Genomic DNA, 17,230 nt, shown 5'->3' with positions numbered 1-17,230 from the left:
CGTCGATTGACGCATCCGCCGTGAAGACCGAACGGAAGCCGCGCGGTCGGCGGCTCGCGGGGGGCTAGCGTGGCCGCCTCGGACGACGAAGGAATCCGAGGCGGCAAAGGACGTGCGCCCGGTGTCAGTCGAACTGACGGAAATCCGGCTTGCGCTTCTCGAAGAACGCCGTCATCGCCTCGCGCGCTTCCGGCGCGCGCAGCATCGCGGAGAAGTGGCCCGCCTCTTCGGCCATCCGCGCGGCGATCGCGACACCGCCCGTATCCTTCAGCAGCGCCTTCGTCACGCGCAGCGACGACGCCGGCAGCGCCGCGAGCTTCGCCGCCTGCTTCGCCGCGAACGCATCGAGCTCGGCGGCCGGCAGCACGCGGTTGACGATGCCGATCCGGTGCGCTTCCAGCGCGTCGAACGCCTCGCCGAGCAGCAGCTTCTCCGCGGCGACCTGATGGCCGGCCAGGCGCGGCAGCAGCACGCTCGATGCGGCTTCCGGGCACAGCCCGAGCTGCGCGAACGGCAGCGAGAACGTCGCGGTGTCGGCCGCATAGACGAGATCGCAATGCAGCAGCATCGTCACGCCGACGCCGACCGCGATGCCCGGCACCGCGGCCACGATCGGCTTCGGTGCGCTGCTGATCCGCGCGAGAAACTGGAACACCGACGCGTTCTCGTCCTTCGGCGGCGACTTCAGGAAATCCTCGAGATCGTTCCCCGCGCTGAAATTGCCATCGCCGCCACGCAGCAGGATCACGCGTACCGCCTTGTCTTCCTGCGCTTCGGCGAGTGCGTCGGCCATCGTCTGGTACATCGCCGCCGTCAGCGCGTTCTTCTTCGCCGGGCGCGCGATCGTGATCGTCATCACGCCGTCGGCGCGTTCCACTTGAATTTCGGCCACAACCGTCTCCTTTGACTTTCCTCTATCGGAATGAAAAAACGGTGCGCGAGCTCGTGGCCCGCGCACCGTCGTCGCTTTTCGTCGCGTCCCGCTTACAGGCGTTCGATGATGCCCGCGGCGCCCATGCCGGTGCCGACGCACATCGTGACCATCCCGTACTTCAGGTTGCGGCGGCGCAGGCCGTGCACGACGGTCGCCGCGCGGATCGCGCCGGTCGCGCCGAGCGGGTGGCCGAGTGCGATCGCGCCGCCCAGCGGGTTGACCTTCGACGGGTCGAGGCCGAGATCGCGGATCACCGCCAGCGATTGCGCGGCGAACGCCTCGTTCAGCTCGATCCAGTCGAGATCGTCCTGCTTCAGGCCCGCGGCCTTCAGCGCGGCCGGAATCGCTTCCTTCGGACCGATGCCCATGATTTCCGGCGGCACGCCGCGCACCGCGAAGCTCACGAAGCGTGCGAGCGGTGTCAGGTTGAATTCCTTGAGCACCTTCTCCGACACGACGAGCAGCGCACCGGCGCCGTCCGACGTCTGCGAGCTGTTGCCGGCCGTGACCGAGCCCTTGTTCGCGAACACCGTGCGCAGCTTCGCGAGCCCTTCGAGCGACGTGTCCGCGCGCGGACCTTCGTCGAGCGCGATCTCGCGCGTCTTCACGTCGACTTCGCCGGTCGCGAGGTTCGGGAAACGCTCGGTGAGCGTGTACGCGGCGATCTCGTCGTTGAACTCGCCGGCCTGCTGCGCGGCGAGCGCCTTGCGGTGCGACTCGACCGAGAACGCGTCCTGGTCTTCGCGGCTCACCTTCCACTGGTCGGCGACACGCTCGGCCGTCAGGCCCATCCCGTACGCGATGCCGAAGTCTTCGTTGCGATCGAAGATGTGCGGCGACATCGACGGCTTGTTGCCCATCATCGGCACCATGCTCATCGATTCGCAGCCGCCCGCGAGCAGCGCGTCCGACTCGCCGACGCGGATGCGGTCGGCCGCCATCGCGAGCGCCGTGATGCCCGACGCGCAGAAGCGGTTGACCGTCACGCCGCCGACCGTCTGCGGCAGGCCCGCGAGCAGCGCGCCCATCCGCGCGACGTTCAGGCCCTGCTCGGCTTCCGGAATCGCGCAGCCGATGATCGCGTCCTCGATCAGCTTCGTATCGAAGCCGGGCACCTGCGCGACCGCCGACCTGATCGCGTGGACCAGCAGCTCGTCCGGGCGCGTGTTCTTGAATACACCGCGCGGGGCCTTGCCGATCGGCGTGCGGCTGGCGGCGACGATGTATGCGTCTTGCAATTGTTTGCTCATTTCAGACTCCTTGTCCGCTCTGTCCGCTCGCTCAGTTACGCACCGGCTTGCCGGTCTGCAACATGCCCATGATCCGTTCCTGCGTCTTCTGCGTGCCGAGCAGCTCGACGAACGCGCGGCGCTCGAGCGCGAGCAGCCACTGCTCGTCGACGAGGCTGCCGGCTTCGACGTCGCCGCCGCACACGGCTTCGGCGATGCGGCTCGCGATCAGGTAGTCGTGTTCGCTGATGAAGCGGCCGTCACGCATGTTGACGAGCGATGCCTTGATCGTCGCGATCGCCGAGCGGCCCGCGACCGGCACGTCCTTCGCCCGCAGCGGTGCGCGGTAGCCGGTTTCGGCCAGTGCGCGCGCTTCCTTCTTCGCGGTGTCGAGCAGTTCGAACACGTTGAAGATGATCGTGTCGGACGGCTTCACGTAGCCCATCGCTCGCGCATCGTGCGCCGATGCCGACACCTTCGCCATCGCCGCGTTTTCGAACGACTTCGTGACGAACTTCAGGATGTCGGTGGTCGCGTTCGCGGCCGTGGCGGCTTCCGCCGCGCGCAGCGCCGCTTCCTTCAGGCCGCCGCCCGCCGGCACCAGGCCGACGCCCACTTCGACGAGACCGATGTAGCTCTCGACGTGCACGACGCGCTTCGCGCTGTGCAGCATCAGCTCGCACCCGCCGCCGAGCGCGATGCCCGACACGGCTGCAACGACCGGCACGTTCGCGTACTTCACGCGCAGCATGCCTTCCTGGAACTTCTTGACGAACGGCTCGATGCCCTTCGCGCCGCCCATCATGAACGCGGGCATCGCCTCTTCGAGGTTCGCGCCGGCCGAGAACGGGCCGCCCGGCGTGCCGAGCTTCAGCGACGTCGGCTGCCAGATCACCACGCCCTTGTAGTCCTTCTCCGCGAGCTCGATCGCCTGCACGAGGCCGTCGATCACGCTCGGTCCGATCGTGTTCATCTTCGACTTGAACGACACGATCACGACGTCGTCCTCGCCCGCACGGTCGTCGACCCATGCGCGCACCGCGTCGGTTTCGAACAGCGTCGTGCCGTACGTCTTCGGATCGGCACCGGCTTCACCGAGCAGCGGCGCGCGGAACACCTGCTTGCCGTAGACCGCGAGGTCCGAACGCGGCACGAAGCGCTTCGCCGCCGGCGCCCACGAGCCTTCGGCCGTGTGCACGCCACCCTGCTCGGCAACCGGGCCTTCGAGCACCCACGACGGCAGCGGCGCGTTCGCGAGCGCCTTGCCGGCCGCGATGTCTTCCTGCACCCACGCGGCGACCTGCTTCCAGCCGGCAGCCTGCCAGCCTTCGAACGGGCCTTCGTTCCAGCCGAAGCCCCAGCGGATCGCGAGATCGACGTCGCGCGCGTTGTCGGCGATCGACTCGAGATGCACGCCGATGTAGTGGAACACGTCGCGGAAGATCGACCACAGGAACTGCGCGTGCGGATGGTCCGTCTCGCGCAGCAGCTTCAGGCGCTCGGCCGGCGGACGCTTCAGGATGCGGCCGACCGTTTCGTCAGCCTTCGCGCCCGAATCGACGTAGGTGCCCGTCTTCGCGTCGAGCACCTTGATCGCCTTGCCTTCCTTCTTGTAGAAACCGCCGCCCGTCTTCTGGCCGAGCGCGCCCTGCTTCACCAGTTCGGCGAGCACGGCAGGCGTCTGGTAGACCGGGAAGAACGGATCGTCGGCGAGGTTGTCCTGCATCGTCTTGATCACGTGCGCCATCGTGTCGAGGCCGACCACGTCCGCGGTGCGGAACGTCGCCGACTTCGCGCGGCCGAGGCGGCTGCCCGTCAGGTCGTCGACTTCGTCGAAGCGCAGGCCGAACTTCGCGGCCTCGGTGATCACCGCGAGGATCGAGAAGATGCCGACGCGGTTCGCGATGAAGTTCGGCGTGTCCTTCGCGCGCACGACGCCCTTGCCGACGATGCTCGTCAGGAACGTCTCGAGCTGGTCGAGGATTTCCGGGCGCGTATGCGCGGTCGGGATCAGCTCGACGAGGTGCATGTAGCGCGGCGGATTGAAGAAGTGCACGCCGCAGAAGCGCGCCTTCAGCTCGTCCGAGAAACCTTCGGACAGCTTCGTGATCGACAGGCCCGACGTGTTGGTCGCGAAGATCGCGTTCGGCGCGAGGTGCGGCGCGACCTTCTTGTACAGGTCGTGCTTCCAGTCCATCCGCTCGGCGATCGCCTCGATCACGACGTCGCATTCGGCCAGCTTCGCGATGTCGTCTTCGTAGTTCGCCGCTTCGAGGTACTTCGCGTCGTCCTTCACGCCGAACGGCGCGGGCGACAGCTTCTTCAGGTTCTCGATCGCCTTCAGCGCGATCGCGTTTTTCGGGCCTTCCTTGGCCGGCAGGTCGAACAGCAGCACCGGCACGCGTGCGTTGATGAGGTGCGCGGCGATCTGCGCGCCCATCACGCCGGCGCCCAGCACGGCGACCTTGCGAATCAGGAAATTGCTCACGGGATGTCTCCGGATAGTGTCGTGCAGCGCAGGATGTGAGGGCTGCACGGAGAAGTGAGTACCAGGAACCGTTGCGTTCTGGCGGTACGCATCGCGCACCGCCCGGACTCGCGTCAGAACAGCGATTCGTCGACTTCCATCAGCGTCTTCGAGCCGGCGCGCGCGGCGCGGATCGTCGACGCGGTTTCGGGCAGCAGGCGCGCGAAGTAGAAGCGGGCCGTCGCGAGCTTCGACTTGTAGAACGGATCGCCCGATGCTTCGTTGTCGAGTGCGAGGCGCGCCATCCGCGCCCAGAAGTACGAGAACACCAGGTGGCCGACGGTGCGCAGGTACGGCACGGCGGCAGCACCGACTTCGTCGGGGTTCTGCATCGCCTTCATGCCGATTTCCATCGTCAGCTTCTGCACCTTGTCGCCGATGTCGGCGAGCGGGTTGATGAACTCGGCCATTTCCGGCTTCACGCCTTCGGCTTCCGCGAACTCCGTGACGAGCTTGCCGAACTTCTTCAGCTTCGCGCCCATGTCGCCGAGCACCTTGCGGCCCAGCAGGTCGAGCGACTGGATCGAGTTCGTGCCTTCGTAGATCATGTTGATCCGCGCGTCGCGCACGTATTGCTCCATGCCCCACTCGGAGATGAAGCCGTGGCCGCCGTAGATCTGCATCGCGTGGTTCGTGCACTCGAACGCGTTGTCGGTCAGGAACGCCTTGATGATCGGCGTGAGCAGCGCGACGAGGTCGGCCGCTTCCTTGCGCACCGCTTCGTCGGCGTGCGACAGCTCCTTGTCGATCTGCAGCGCGGACCAGTACGTGAACGCGCGTGCGCCTTCCGCGTACGCCTTCTGCGTGAGCAGCATGCGGCGCACGTCCGGGTGCACGATGATCGGGTCGGCCGGCTTGTCCGGCGCCTTCGGGCCCGTCAGCGAGCGCATCTGCAGGCGCTCCTTCGCATACGTGAGCGAGTTCTGGTACGCGACTTCCGTGAGGCCGAGGCCCTGCGCGCCGACGCCGAGGCGGGCCGCGTTCATCATCACGAACATCGCGTTCAAGCCCTTGTTCGGCTCGCCGACCATCCAGCCCTTCGCGTTGTCGAGGTTCATCACGCAGGTCGAGTTGCCGTGGATGCCCATCTTGTGCTCGATCGAGCCGCACTTGATGCCGTTGCGCTCGCCCGGCTCGCCCGCCGCGTCCGGAATGAACTTCGGCACGATGAACAGCGAGATGCCCTTCGTGCCTTGCGGCGCGTCCGGCAGGCGCGCGAGCACGAGGTGGACGATGTTCTCCGCCATGTCGTGTTCGCCGCTCGAGATGAAGATCTTCGTGCCGCTGATCGAGTAGGAGCCGTCGCCGTTCGGTTCGGCCTTGGTGCGCAGGATGCCGAGGTCGGTGCCGCAGTGCGGCTCGGTCAGGCACATCGTGCCGGTCCATTCGCCCGTCACGAGCTTCGGCAAGTAGGCCTTCTGCAGTTCCGGCGCGCCGTGCGCGTGCAGGCATTCGTACGCGCCGTGCGACAGGCCCGGATACATCGTCCATGCCTGGTTCGCCGAGTTCATCATCTCGTAGAGCGCGTTGTTCACGAACGCGGGCAGGCCCTGGCCGCCGTAGTCCGGATCGCAGCCGAGCGCCGGCCAGCCGGCCTCGACGTATTGCCGGTAGGCCTCCTTGAAGCCGGTCGGGGTCTTCACGACACCGTCGCCTTCATACGTGCAGCCTTCGCGGTCGCCGACCTGGTTCAGCGGGAACAGCACCTCGGAGCAGAACTTGCCCGCTTCTTCGAGGACCTGGTTGATCGTGTCGGCGTCGAGGTCCGCATGCTTGGGCATTTGCTTGACTTCGGCTTCGACGTTCAGAAGCTCGTGCAACACGAATTGCATGTCGCGCAGCGGCGCGGCGTACTGTCCCATGACTCTCTCCAAAGGTGGGCAAAACGGCTCGAGCTCCTGGCGGGCGGATCACGCGCCGCTAACGGCTCTCGCTCTGATACGAAACAATCGTCTTTTCCAGCGCGGCCCACGTGAGACGCACGGCATCCGGCGAATGCAGGAAACGTGCGTCGTGATGCAGGCCGAGCGTGAAGCTGTACAACTCGAAGAGCATCAGGTCCGGATCGGTATCCGTGCGCAGATGCCCCTCTTCCATCGCCTGCGAAATGGCGCGCAGCAACGCGGCACGCCAGGCCGTCACGCTCGCGATCAACTGCTCGCGCACGGGGCTGTCCGGCCGGTCGTCGTACTCCACGGCGCCGCTGATGTAGATGCATCCAGTCGTCACCTCCTGGATGCGCTTCTCGATCCAGCGCGCCAGCATCGCCCGCAGACGCGGCAGACCGCGCGCTTCGCGCAGGCTCGGAAAGAACACCTCGTTTTCGAAACGATGGTGATACTCGCGGACGACCTCGACCTGCAGGTCCTCGCGCGATCCGAAGTGCGCGAACACACCACTCTTGCTCATCTGCATGCGCTCGGCCAGCAGGCCGATCGTCAGCCCCTCCAGCCCGTCACGGCTGGCGAGGTCCAAAGCAGCTTCAAGTATCGCGGCACGCGTCTGTTCGCCTTTTCGCATAGCTATTTCTGTAACCGTTCGGGGGTTCGAATAAAATCGAACGGCCGTACTATTATTGAGTGCGGCCGCTCGCGAAACAAGGAAATTATTAGAAACCGGTGTCTAACCGAGCCGCTATTTTGCGCGATTCCGGCGGGACCGGAGCGGCTTTTCCGCACGAACGTGCGGACAGATTTTTTGAAGCGAACGCTTAGTCCGCGTCAGTCGTAACTGCCGACCGTCAGCGCCTTCATCACGACGCGATACACGGTATAGGCGAGCCAGTTCAGCATACGCTCGATGCGCGGGCGCGCGGCGAATCGCGCGGCGTCGATCTCCCGCCCATCGGCGAACGCGGCTGCGATCGCATCGCGCAGTTCGTTCGTGACCGCATCGTAGCGCACCAGCACGACGTTCGCCTCATTGTTCAGCATCAGGCTCAGCGCGTCCAGATTCGACGAGCCGACTGTCGCCCAGTTGTCGTCGATCACGGCCACCTTGCCGTGCAGCATCGTCTTGTCGTATTCGGCGACGCGCACGCCCGCGCGCAGCAGCGCGTGATAGAGGAACGGCACGGCCGTATCGAGCGCCGCGAACTCCTTGCGGCCGATCAGGATCCGCACGTCGACGCCGCGTCGCGCGGCGCCCGTCAGCGCGCGGCGCAGCTTGCGGCCGGGCATGAAGTATGGATTCGCGAGCAGGATCCGCTGGCGCGCCTGCCCGATCGCCGCGAGATAGGCCTTCTCGATCGCGCGGCGGTTCACGACGTTGTCGCGTGCGACGAACGCGACGCTCGGCTCCGTCACGACCCGCAGCGCGCCGGCCTTGATCCACCGGTGGCTGCGTATCCAGCGCCGGAACATGTCGGGGAACGCTTCGCCGCCATGCAGCCCGGCCGCGTACTGCGCATACGGCTTGTGGCCGAACAGGATCCGGTGCCACTGCAGTTCGAACGCGGCGCGCACGTCGGACACCGCGGGCCCCGCCATCTCGACCGCGAAATCCCAGCGCGGAAACGGCAGCGTCGTGCCGTTTTGCGCGTAGTCGTCGACGATGTTGATGCCGCCGCAGAACGCGACCGCATGATCGATCACCGCGAGCTTGCGGTGCGTGCGCGAGAAGCCGAAACGGCCGAACAGGAAACGGTTGTAGATGCAGTGCTCGACGCCGGATTGCGCCCACGTGTCGAACAGCGGCAGGCGCGCGGTGCCGATGCCGTCGGTGATCACGCGCACGCGCACGCCGCGTTGCGCCGCGCGGATCAGCGCGTCCGACACCGGCCGGCCAGCCGCATCGTCGCAAAAGATATAGGTTTCGAGCATCACCTGCTCGCGCGCGGCATCGATCCGCTCGATCAGCGCCCGGAAGAATTCGCCGCCGCCCTCGCACAGCCGCACCGTGTTGCCCGCCGTGAACGCGAGCCGCGACGCGGAGCCGCGTTCCTGCAGGAACATCTGCCGCAATTGCGCGAAGCGTTTGCGGGCCTCCGCAGTCATGCGGACGAGCCGTGCGGCGCGCGCGCGAGTGCGACGCGTGCGGGCAGTTGCAGGATCGCCTCGGCGTTCGACGGCGAGAAGCAGCGCGCGGCCGCCTCGCGGAACGGCAGCCATGCGTGATCCACATGCTCGCGCGGCGACAGCGTCACGTCGATGCGACGCGGCACGCACAGGCCGAACCAGTGCTCGGTGTTGCGCGTGACGCCCGGTGCGTAGCGGTGCAGGTATTGCGGATAGATCGTGTATTCGATCCGGTGGCGCCAGTCGACCAGCGCGGTGGCCGGCACGTCCGGCGTGCCGACCGAGATGCCGGTTTCCTCGGCCACTTCGCGCGCGGCGGTGACCGCGAGCGGCTCGTCGAGCGCGTCCTTCGATCCGGTCACCGATTGCCAGAAATCGGGCTGGTCGGCACGCTTGATCACCAGCACATCGAGGTCGGGCGTGTAGATCACGACGAGAACGGATTCGGGGATTTTCGGAGGCTTCGTCATCGTTGTTTCATGCGGCACGGGGCCGCGCGCCGGGCAGGCGCTCCGAACGTGCGGCAAGTGCTGCGACTGTACCGCAAAAAATGAAAAAGGCGCATCGCTGCGCCTTTTTCCGTTGTGTCGTGTGCGCGTCGCCGCACACACGACCTGCGAGCAGCGCGTTACGCCTTCGGCTGTTCCGGCTGACGCAGACGGATGTGCAGTTCGCGCAGTTGACGCTCGTCGACCGGGCTCGGTGCCTGCGTGAGCAGATCCTGCGCACGCTGCGTCTTCGGGAACGCGATCACGTCGCGGATCGAGTCGGCGCCTGCCATCATCGTGACGATGCGGTCGAGGCCGAACGCGATACCGCCGTGCGGCGGCGCGCCGTACTGCAGTGCGTCCAGCAGGAAGCCGAACTTCAGCTGAGCCTCTTCCGCACCGATCTTCAGCGCGCGGAACACCTTGCTCTGCACTTCCTCGCGGTGGATACGCACCGAGCCGCCGCCGATTTCCCAGCCGTTCAGCACCATGTCGTAGGCCTTCGCGAGGCAGCGGCCCGGGTCGGTCTCGAGGTACTCGAGGTGCTCGTCCTTCGGGCTCGTGAACGGGTGGTGCGCAGCGACGTAGCGCGCATCTTCGTCGTCGTATTCGAACATCGGGAAGTCGACGACCCACAGCGGCTTCCAGCCGGGCTGGACGAGGCCGTTCGCCTTGCCGAATTCCGAATGGCCGATCTTCAGGCGCAGCGCGCCGAGGCTGTCGTTGACGACCTTCGCGCGGTCGGCCGCAAAGAAGATGATGTCGCCGTCTTCAGCGCCGGTGCGCTCGAGGATTGCCGCGATCGACGCGTCGTGCAGGTTCTTGACGATCGGGCTCTGCAGGCCGTCGCGGCCCTTCGCCTTCTCGTTGACCTTGATCCATGCGAGGCCCTTCGCGCCGTAGATGCGCACGAATTCCGTGTAGCCGTCGATGTCGCCGCGCGACAGCTCGCCGCCCTTCGGCACGCGCAGCGCCGCGACCCGGCCGTCCTTCGCGTTGGCCGGCGTGCTGAACACCTTGAAGTCGACGTCCTTCATCGCGTCGGTCAGCTCGGTGAATTCGAGCTGCACGCGCAGGTCCGGCTTGTCCGAACCGAAACGCGCCATCGCTTCCGAGTACGGCATCACCGGGAATGTCGCGTCGAGCTCGACGTCGATCGTCGTCTTGAAGATGTGACGGATCATGTCTTCGAACAGGTCACGGATTTCCTGCTCGCCGAGGAACGACGTTTCGCAGTCGATCTGCGTGAATTCCGGCTGACGGTCGGCACGAAGATCTTCGTCGCGGAAGCACTTGGTGATCTGGTAGTAACGGTCGAAGTTCGCGACCATCAGCAGCTGCTTGAACAGCTGCGGCGATTGCGGCAGCGCGAAGAACTGGCCCGCGTTCACGCGCGACGGCACGAGGTAGTCGCGCGCGCCTTCCGGCGTGCTCTTCGTCAGCATCGGCGTTTCGATGTCGATGAAGCCCTGCTCGTCGAGGTACTTGCGCGCCTCGATCGCGACGCGGTAGCGCAGGCGCAGGTTGTGCTGCATCTGCGGACGGCGCAGGTCGAGCACGCGGTGCGTGAGACGCGTCGTTTCCGACAGGTTGTCGTCGTCGAGCTGGAACGGCGGCGTGACCGACGCGTTCAGCACGTTCAGTTCGTGGCACAGCACTTCGATCTTGCCGCTCTTCAGGCCGGCGTTGACCGTGCCGTCCGGACGGTTGCGCACGAGGCCCTTGATCTGCACGCAGAACTCGTTGCGCACGCCTTCGGCGGTCGCGAACATCTCCGCGCGATCCGGGTCGCACACCACCTGCACGAGGCCTTCACGATCGCGCAGGTCGATGAAGATCACACCGCCGTGATCGCGGCGGCGCTGCACCCAGCCGCACAGCGACACGGTTTGGCCCAGCAGGTGTTCGGTCACGAGACCGCAGTATTCAGTACGCATCGACATGATGTTTGCTTTCGTTCGGTTTGATCAACGGGTGCCGCAACGCGCGGCCCGGGCGATGATTCTTTACTTACAGCGGCGGCTCGACGGGGCGGCGGGCGGGCGCCGGAGCCGGCGCCGGGGGCGCCACGACGCCCATCGAGACGATGTACTTCAGCGCGGCATCGACCGACATGTCGAGTTCGATGACTTCGCTCTTCGGCAGCATCAGGAAGAAGCCCGACGTCGGGTTCGGCGTCGTCGGGATGTACACGCTCACGTATTCTTCCGTCAGATGATTGAGCACGTCGCCGCCGGGCGTGCCGGTCAGAAACGCGATCGTATACGAGCCGCGGCGCGGGTATTCGATCAGCAGCGCCTTGCGGAACGCGTTGCCGCTGCTCGACAGCAGCGTGTCCGACACCTGCTTGACGCTCGTGTAGATCGGCCCGACCACCGGGATGTGGCGCACGACCGCGTTCCACCAGGTGACGAGCTTCTGGCCGATGAAATTCCGCGTGGCCAGCCCGACGATGAAGATGAACGCGAGCGTCAGCACCGCGCCGATCCCCGGCAGGTGGAAGCCGAGCAGCCGCTCGGGCTGCCACGATTCGGGCAGCAGGAGCAGCGTCTGGTCCATCGTGCCGATGATGAGACCGAGCACCCACAGCGTGATCGCGAGCGGGACGAGAACCAGCAGGCCGGTCAGAAACACCGATTTCAGGGTCGTCTTTTTCATCATCTGCCGTCAATGAACCGCGCCGTCGGCGCGGGGTAGTCGCGACCCGGCCGGGCCGCGACGGTCAACTGCTGGCGGCGGGCGCTGCGGCCGGGGTGGGCGCGGCGCTCGTCGTCGTGCTTGCGGAACTGCTCGATGCAGCCGGCGCGTCTGCTGCGGGTGTGGCCGCCGCAGCGGCTGCCGGCGCCGCGTCGCCCGACGCCGTCGCCGGTGCGCTGGCGCCGCCCGAGCCGCCGCGGAAATCGGTGACATACCAACCCGAACCCTTCAGCTGGAAGCCCGCGGCAGTGACCTGCTTGCGAAACGCATCCTTCCCGCATTCCGGGCACTGCGACAGCGGCGCGTCGCTCATCTTCTGGAGCACGTCCTTCGCGAAACCACACGCTTCGCATCGATAGGCGTAGATCGGCATGATATTTTTCCCGCGGAAACTGGAAACGGCTTGCAAAACCTTGAATTATAGCCGAAACCTCGGCGCGCTCCGGCAACGGCCGTGACGCCCGGACATCAGCGGCGGCGCCACGTGAGCCAGCGCTCGCGCCCTTCGAACACGGGCAGCGAATCGGTGACGGGCAAATCCTCGATCAGTTCGAAGTGCGGCCCGAGCAGCGCGTCGAGTTCGGCACGCTCGATCCCGAACGGCGGCCCCTTCGGTTTCGCCATCAGGAAGAAATAACCGGCCAGCAATCCGCCTGCCGGCAGCAGCTCGGCCATCCGCGCCGCATAGGCGGCGCGCAGGCTAGGCGGCAGCGCGCACAGGAATGCGCGCTCGTACACCCACCGCACGTCGAACGGCGGCCGGTACGTGAAGAAATCGGCCTGCTCGACGACGTCGGCATGCGCGCCGAGCTGCGCCTTCGCGGCAGCCACCGCCTGCGCGGCGAAATCGATCGCACGCACGGGCCAGCCGGCCTGTGCGAGCCAGCCGGCCTCCTGCGCGCTGCCGCAGCCGGGAATCAGCACCTCGCACGGCTCGAGCCGGCGCGCGAACACGCGAAAACCGTCCGGCACGCCGCCGAATTCCCACGGCGTCACGCCGCGCGCGAAACGCTCGTCCCAGAATGACGCGTCGCCGGGGTCGCGCGTCGCGAAATCGGCGGCCGCCGGTGCGGCCGGTTGCTTAGGATCGGACATCGCGCTGCTCCTTTCGGTCATGCGCCGTACGTGAGCGCGAGCAGCACGCGCGCGACGAGCGCCCCGACGCCGACGGCAAGGCCGAAGATCAGCAGTGCCTGCAGCAGCCGGTTCGTACGTTTCTGCTCGATGAGGATCTGGCGCATCAGGTCCTCGCTCGCGGCACGCGGCGCGTCATGGCGCGCCGCCATCGCGTGGTGGATCAGGCGCGGCAGTTGCGGCAGCGTCTTGCTCCACTGCGGCGCCTCGACCTTGAAGCGCTCGTACCAGCCGCGCAGGCCGATCTGCTCGGTCATCCAGCGCTCGAGGTACGGCTTCGCGGTCTTCCACAGGTCGAGTTCGGGGTCGAGCGACCGGCCGAGCCCTTCGACGTTCAGCATTGTCTTCTGCAGCAGCACGAGCTGCGGCTGGATCTCGACGTTGAAGCGGCGCGACGTCGAGAACAGGCGCATCAGCACCTGGCCGAGCGAGATGTCCTTCAGCGCACGGTCGAAATACGGCTCGCACACCGCGCGGATCGCGCTTTCGAGCTCCTCGACGCGCGTCTCGGGCGGCACCCAGCCCGATTCGAGGTGCAGCGTCGCGACGCGGTGATAGTCGCGCTTGAAGAACGCGAGGAAGTTCTGCGCGAGGTAGTTCTTGTCGAAATCGGACAGCGCGCCGACGATCCCGAAATCGAGCGCGATGTAGCGGCCGAACGTGTTCGGGTCGAGGCTCACCTGAATGTTGCCGGGGTGCATGTCCGCATGGAAGAAGCCGTCGCGGAACACCTGCGTGAAGAAGATCTCGACGCCTTCGCGCGCGAGCTTCTTGATGTCGACGCCGGCCGAGCGCAGCGTCTCGACCTGGCTGATCGGCACGCCGGTCATGCGCTCCATCACGAGCACCTGCGACGTCGAGAAATCCCAGAACATCTCGGGCACGAGCAGCAGGTCGAGGCCCGCGAAGTTGCGGCGCAACTGGCTGCCGTTCGCGGCTTCGCGCATCAGGTCGAGCTCGTCGTGCAGGTACTTGTCGAATTCGGCGACGACTTCGCGCGGCTTCAGGCGCCGGCCGTCGGCCCACATGCGCTCGGTCCAGATCGCGATGTCGCGCATCAGCGCGAGATCCGAATCGATCACGGACAGCATGTTCGGGCGCAGCACCTTGACCGCGACGGCCTTGCCCGCGTGCACGCCCTGCTTGAGCTTCGCGAAGTGCACCTGCGCGATCGACGCGCTCGCGATCGGCTCGCGCTCGAATTCGTCGAACAGCTCGTCGACCGGCGCACCGAGCGACTTCTCGATGATCGCGATCGCGACCGCCGAATCGAACGGCGGCACCTGGTCCTGCAGCTTCGCGAGTTCGTTCGCGAAATCGACCGACAGCAGGTCGCGGCGCGTCGACAACACCTGGCCGAACTTCACGAAGATCGGGCCAAGGCTTTCGAGCGCGTGACGCAGCCGCACGGCGGGTGGATCGGAGTAGCGACGGCCGATCGTCGTGATCCGCAGCAGCAGCTTCACGCGCCGGTCGTCGATCCGGGACAGCATCACTTCGTCGAGGCCAAAGCGGATGACGGTGTAGACAATCTTGATGAAACGGAAAATGCGCATGCCCTGCGGCCCTCAGTGCGCGCCGCGCGGGCCGGGACCCGTGCGCGCGCCGATTTTTTGTTCGAGTCGCTCGACCCGCTTTTCGACCCGCGCGAGCGCATCGCGTGCGCGCGCCAGTTCGGCGTCGAAGCCGCCGAGCGCCGTGCGCCGGACGACTTGCGGGTTCTCGTCGAGCCAGTACTCGGCGACGGAATCGAGCACGTTGCGGCCGGTGCGTCGCGCGCGCGCGCCGGCGTCGCGCACGACTGTCGCGATCCGGTATGCCGCCGCGTCGCCGACCAGCTTCGCGAGATCTTCTTCCGGTTCCCAGCGCAGGTGCTCGGCCAGCTTCGCGATCTGCGTCGCGAACTCTGCATCGCCCTCGATCTTCACGTGCTTCATCACGGCCGCCTGGCCGCCCTGCAGGAACGCGGCGAGCGTGTCGCCCGCGAGTGCGATCGACACGTCGACCTGTTGCGCATCATGCGCGTCGACCGCCGACAGATAGCCGTCGGGCTGCACCAGCAGCGTGAGCGTGACGGGGGGCACGTCGATCCGGGCAGTCTTGCCCGCATAGGGAATCAGGCGGTCGCGCGCCCACGATTCGCGCGCGAGCAGGTGATTGACAGCAGCAGCAAAAGGCTTGGCGGCAAAGGTCATCGGGCTGGGAAAGAAAAAACCCGCGCAGGCCGGGCGCCCACGCGGGTTTCTATTGTAACGTCGGATCGTCGGCAGACCGTGCCCGACCGTACACCCTGGCGGCAAGCGGTCGCAGTGCGGCGGCCGTCGCCCGCGTATCCGGCGGCGCCGGCCGCCGGTCACGCTCAGTGCGTGTTGAGCTGCTGGATGCCCGCGAGCAGCCAGCCCTGACTGCCCGACTTCGACAGGTTCCACACTTCGTCGAACGGCGCGGCCGACGCATTCGCCGATTCGCGGATCAGGCCGTGGAAGCGCACGCTCGCCGACTGCTCGATGCCGCGATCCTCGATCGCGACCAGTTCCGCGTCGAGCTGCACGACGTCGGTCTGGTTCGACTCGCTGCCGCGCGAATCGAGATCGATCTTGATCTCGGCGAACATTTCGGGCGTCGTGAACTCGCGGATGTCGGCCAGGTTGCCCTGGTCCCACGCGGCCTGCAGGCGCACGAAATAGACCTTCGCGCTGCGCAGGAACGCTTCGGTGTCGAAGCCGGCCGGCACCTGGAGCGGTGCGGCCGAGGCCATCGCACCCGCTGCCGCGCCGGCAGCCGCCGCACCGCCGCCGAACACGCCTTGCGCTTCGTTCGCGTAGCTGCTGCCGCTGCCCGCCTGGTTGCTGCCGGTGTTGCCCTGCTGGAACGACGGGCTTTGCGAGTAGCCGCCCGACGACGACGCCGAACCGCCGACCGAATACGCGGGCTCCTGCGAGCGACGGCGGTTCATGAACTTGCGGACCAGCCAGATGCCGACCATCGCGAGCAGCGCGATCACGATGATGTTCGACATCATGCCGGCGAACGCCTCGCCGAGGCCGAAGTGCGACAGCAGCGCCGCGATGCCGAGACCGGCCGCGAGGCCGGCGATCGGCCCGAGCCAGCGCGAGCGGTTGGGCTGCGCGGCCGGTGCGGGAGCGGCCGGATTCGCACGCTGCGCCTGCGACGGCGCGGCCTGCTGCATCGGCTGCTGCGCGGGCGGCGTGGCCTGGCGCTGCGTGACGGTGGAGTTCTGGCGGCCGATGCTGCGCCCGCCGCCCATGCGCTTGGCTTCGGCGTCGAGCGATGCGAACGTGCCGGCCGTGAGCAGGCCGACCATCAGCAGCGTGCCGACCCGTCGAGCCCACGGCTTCGACGGCTTGCTACGGTTGAACAACGAACGCGATTCGGACATCACTTTCTCCAGATGTAAGGCGAATGTATGGAAAGAACCCCTTAGTACTTGGTTCCCATGTGTAAAGCTACCACGCCACCTGACAAATTGTAATATTTGACGGCGTCGAGGCCCGCTTGTTCCATCATCGTCTTCAGCGTGTCCTGGTCGGGGTGCATCCGGATAGATTCAGCAAGATACCGGTAACTTTCAGCATCTTTCGCGAACTTGTCGCCAAGCCACGGTAATACTTTGAAAGAATACAAGTCGTACGCTTTTTTCAGCGGATCCCAGACTTTCGAGAATTCCAGCACCATCACGCGGCCGCCGGGCTTCGTCACGCGGCGCATTTCCGCCAGCGCGGCGTCCTTGTGCGTCATGTTGCGCAGCCCGAACGCGACCGTGACGACGTCGAAGTAGTTGTCCGGAAAGGGAATTTTCTCGGCGTCGCACAGCAGCGACGGCGTCACGATGCCCTTGTCGAGCAGCCGGTCGCGGCCGACGCGCAGCATCGATTCGTTGATGTCCGTATGCCAGACCTCGCCCGTCGGCCCGGCCGCCTTCGCGAACGACTTGGTCAGGTCGCCGGTGCCGGCCGCGATATCGAGCACCTTGAAGCCGGGGCGCACGTTCGCCTGCGCGATCGTGAACGCCTTCCACGCGCGGTGCATGCCCGCCGACATCAGGTCGTTCATCAGATCGTAGTTGCTCGCGACCGAATGGAACACACCCGCCACTTTCTTCGCTTTTTCGTTTTCCTCGACGCTTTCGAAGCCGAAGTGGGTTTTGCTCATCGCGTTGATCCTCAGTAAATGGCAAGACGGCG

General features: G+C 66.4%; 15 protein-coding genes. All 15 read right to left on the bottom strand.

Features of this window, described 5'->3' with window-relative positions:
- Positions 1-124: 124 nt before the first annotated feature.
- The 15 genes from OEJ37_RS04970 to ubiE all read right to left on the bottom strand — a co-directional run bounded on the left by OEJ37_RS04970 (position 125) and on the right by ubiE (position 17,198).
- Positions 125-892 (bottom strand): enoyl-CoA hydratase, encoded by a 768-nt coding sequence (locus OEJ37_RS04970; RefSeq protein WP_174419733.1) that lies wholly within the window; start codon positions 890-892, stop codon positions 125-127.
- 92 nt (positions 893-984) lie between these two features.
- The gene (locus OEJ37_RS04965) at positions 985-2,184 is read right to left on the bottom strand and encodes an acetyl-CoA C-acyltransferase (RefSeq protein WP_034178997.1); all 1,200 of its coding nucleotides are present in this window, start codon (positions 2,182-2,184) and stop codon (positions 985-987) included.
- Positions 2,185-2,215: 31 nt separating this feature from the next.
- Complete coding sequence (locus OEJ37_RS04960) at positions 2,216-4,651, bottom strand: 3-hydroxyacyl-CoA dehydrogenase/enoyl-CoA hydratase family protein (RefSeq protein ID WP_263343372.1); 2,436 nt, start codon at positions 4,649-4,651, stop codon at positions 2,216-2,218.
- 113 nt (positions 4,652-4,764) lie between these two features.
- Positions 4,765-6,552, bottom strand: coding sequence for an acyl-CoA dehydrogenase C-terminal domain-containing protein (locus OEJ37_RS04955; protein ID WP_175941283.1), 1,788 nt, complete (start codon positions 6,550-6,552; stop codon positions 4,765-4,767).
- A gap of 58 nt (positions 6,553-6,610) precedes the next feature.
- Positions 6,611-7,210 carry a TetR/AcrR family transcriptional regulator gene (locus OEJ37_RS04950; RefSeq protein WP_034179000.1) on the bottom strand — a complete coding sequence of 200 codons (600 nt, stop codon included), beginning with the start codon at positions 7,208-7,210 and terminating at the stop codon, positions 6,611-6,613.
- Between the two features lie 200 nt (positions 7,211-7,410).
- A complete protein-coding gene (gene clsB / locus OEJ37_RS04945) occupies positions 7,411-8,685 on the bottom strand; it encodes a cardiolipin synthase ClsB (RefSeq protein ID WP_174419730.1) in 1,275 nt (424 codons plus the stop codon).
- Complete coding sequence (gene nudB / locus OEJ37_RS04940; protein WP_263343369.1) at positions 8,682-9,176, bottom strand: dihydroneopterin triphosphate diphosphatase; 495 nt, start codon at positions 9,174-9,176, stop codon at positions 8,682-8,684. Before nudB ends, clsB begins: the two co-directional genes overlap by 4 nt.
- Before the next feature lie 158 nt (positions 9,177-9,334).
- Positions 9,335-11,137, bottom strand: coding sequence for an aspartate--tRNA ligase (gene aspS, locus OEJ37_RS04935; protein ID WP_152860660.1), 1,803 nt, complete (start codon positions 11,135-11,137; stop codon positions 9,335-9,337).
- 67 nt (positions 11,138-11,204) lie between these two features.
- Entirely contained in the window at positions 11,205-11,855 is a 651-nt protein-coding gene (locus OEJ37_RS04930; protein ID WP_034179003.1) for a DUF502 domain-containing protein, read from the bottom strand.
- 61 nt (positions 11,856-11,916) lie between these two features.
- Complete coding sequence (locus OEJ37_RS04925; protein WP_263343368.1) at positions 11,917-12,264, bottom strand: FmdB family zinc ribbon protein; 348 nt, start codon at positions 12,262-12,264, stop codon at positions 11,917-11,919.
- A gap of 95 nt (positions 12,265-12,359) precedes the next feature.
- Entirely contained in the window at positions 12,360-12,986 is a 627-nt protein-coding gene (locus OEJ37_RS04920; RefSeq protein ID WP_263343367.1) for a TPMT family class I SAM-dependent methyltransferase, read from the bottom strand.
- A 17-nt stretch (positions 12,987-13,003) separates the two neighbouring features.
- Positions 13,004-14,581 (bottom strand): ubiquinone biosynthesis regulatory protein kinase UbiB, encoded by a 1,578-nt coding sequence (gene ubiB / locus OEJ37_RS04915; RefSeq protein WP_174419727.1) that lies wholly within the window; start codon positions 14,579-14,581, stop codon positions 13,004-13,006.
- Positions 14,582-14,593: 12 nt separating this feature from the next.
- Complete coding sequence (locus OEJ37_RS04910; protein WP_174419726.1) at positions 14,594-15,220, bottom strand: SCP2 domain-containing protein; 627 nt, start codon at positions 15,218-15,220, stop codon at positions 14,594-14,596.
- 164 nt (positions 15,221-15,384) lie between these two features.
- Positions 15,385-16,425: a Tim44 domain-containing protein gene (locus OEJ37_RS04905; protein WP_174419725.1), complete on the bottom strand. Its 1,041-nt coding sequence runs from the start codon at positions 16,423-16,425 to the stop codon at positions 15,385-15,387.
- A 41-nt stretch (positions 16,426-16,466) separates the two neighbouring features.
- The gene (gene ubiE, locus OEJ37_RS04900; protein WP_111016129.1) at positions 16,467-17,198 is read right to left on the bottom strand and encodes a bifunctional demethylmenaquinone methyltransferase/2-methoxy-6-polyprenyl-1,4-benzoquinol methylase UbiE; all 732 of its coding nucleotides are present in this window, start codon (positions 17,196-17,198) and stop codon (positions 16,467-16,469) included.
- Positions 17,199-17,230: the final 32 nt, after the last annotated feature.

The organism is Burkholderia sp. BKH01 (assembly GCF_025685725.1).
Taxonomy (GTDB): domain Bacteria; phylum Pseudomonadota; class Gammaproteobacteria; order Burkholderiales; family Burkholderiaceae; genus Burkholderia; species Burkholderia pyrrocinia_C.
The sequence above is the reverse complement of the archived record's forward strand: the minus strand, read 5'-3'. Positions and strand labels throughout refer to the sequence as shown.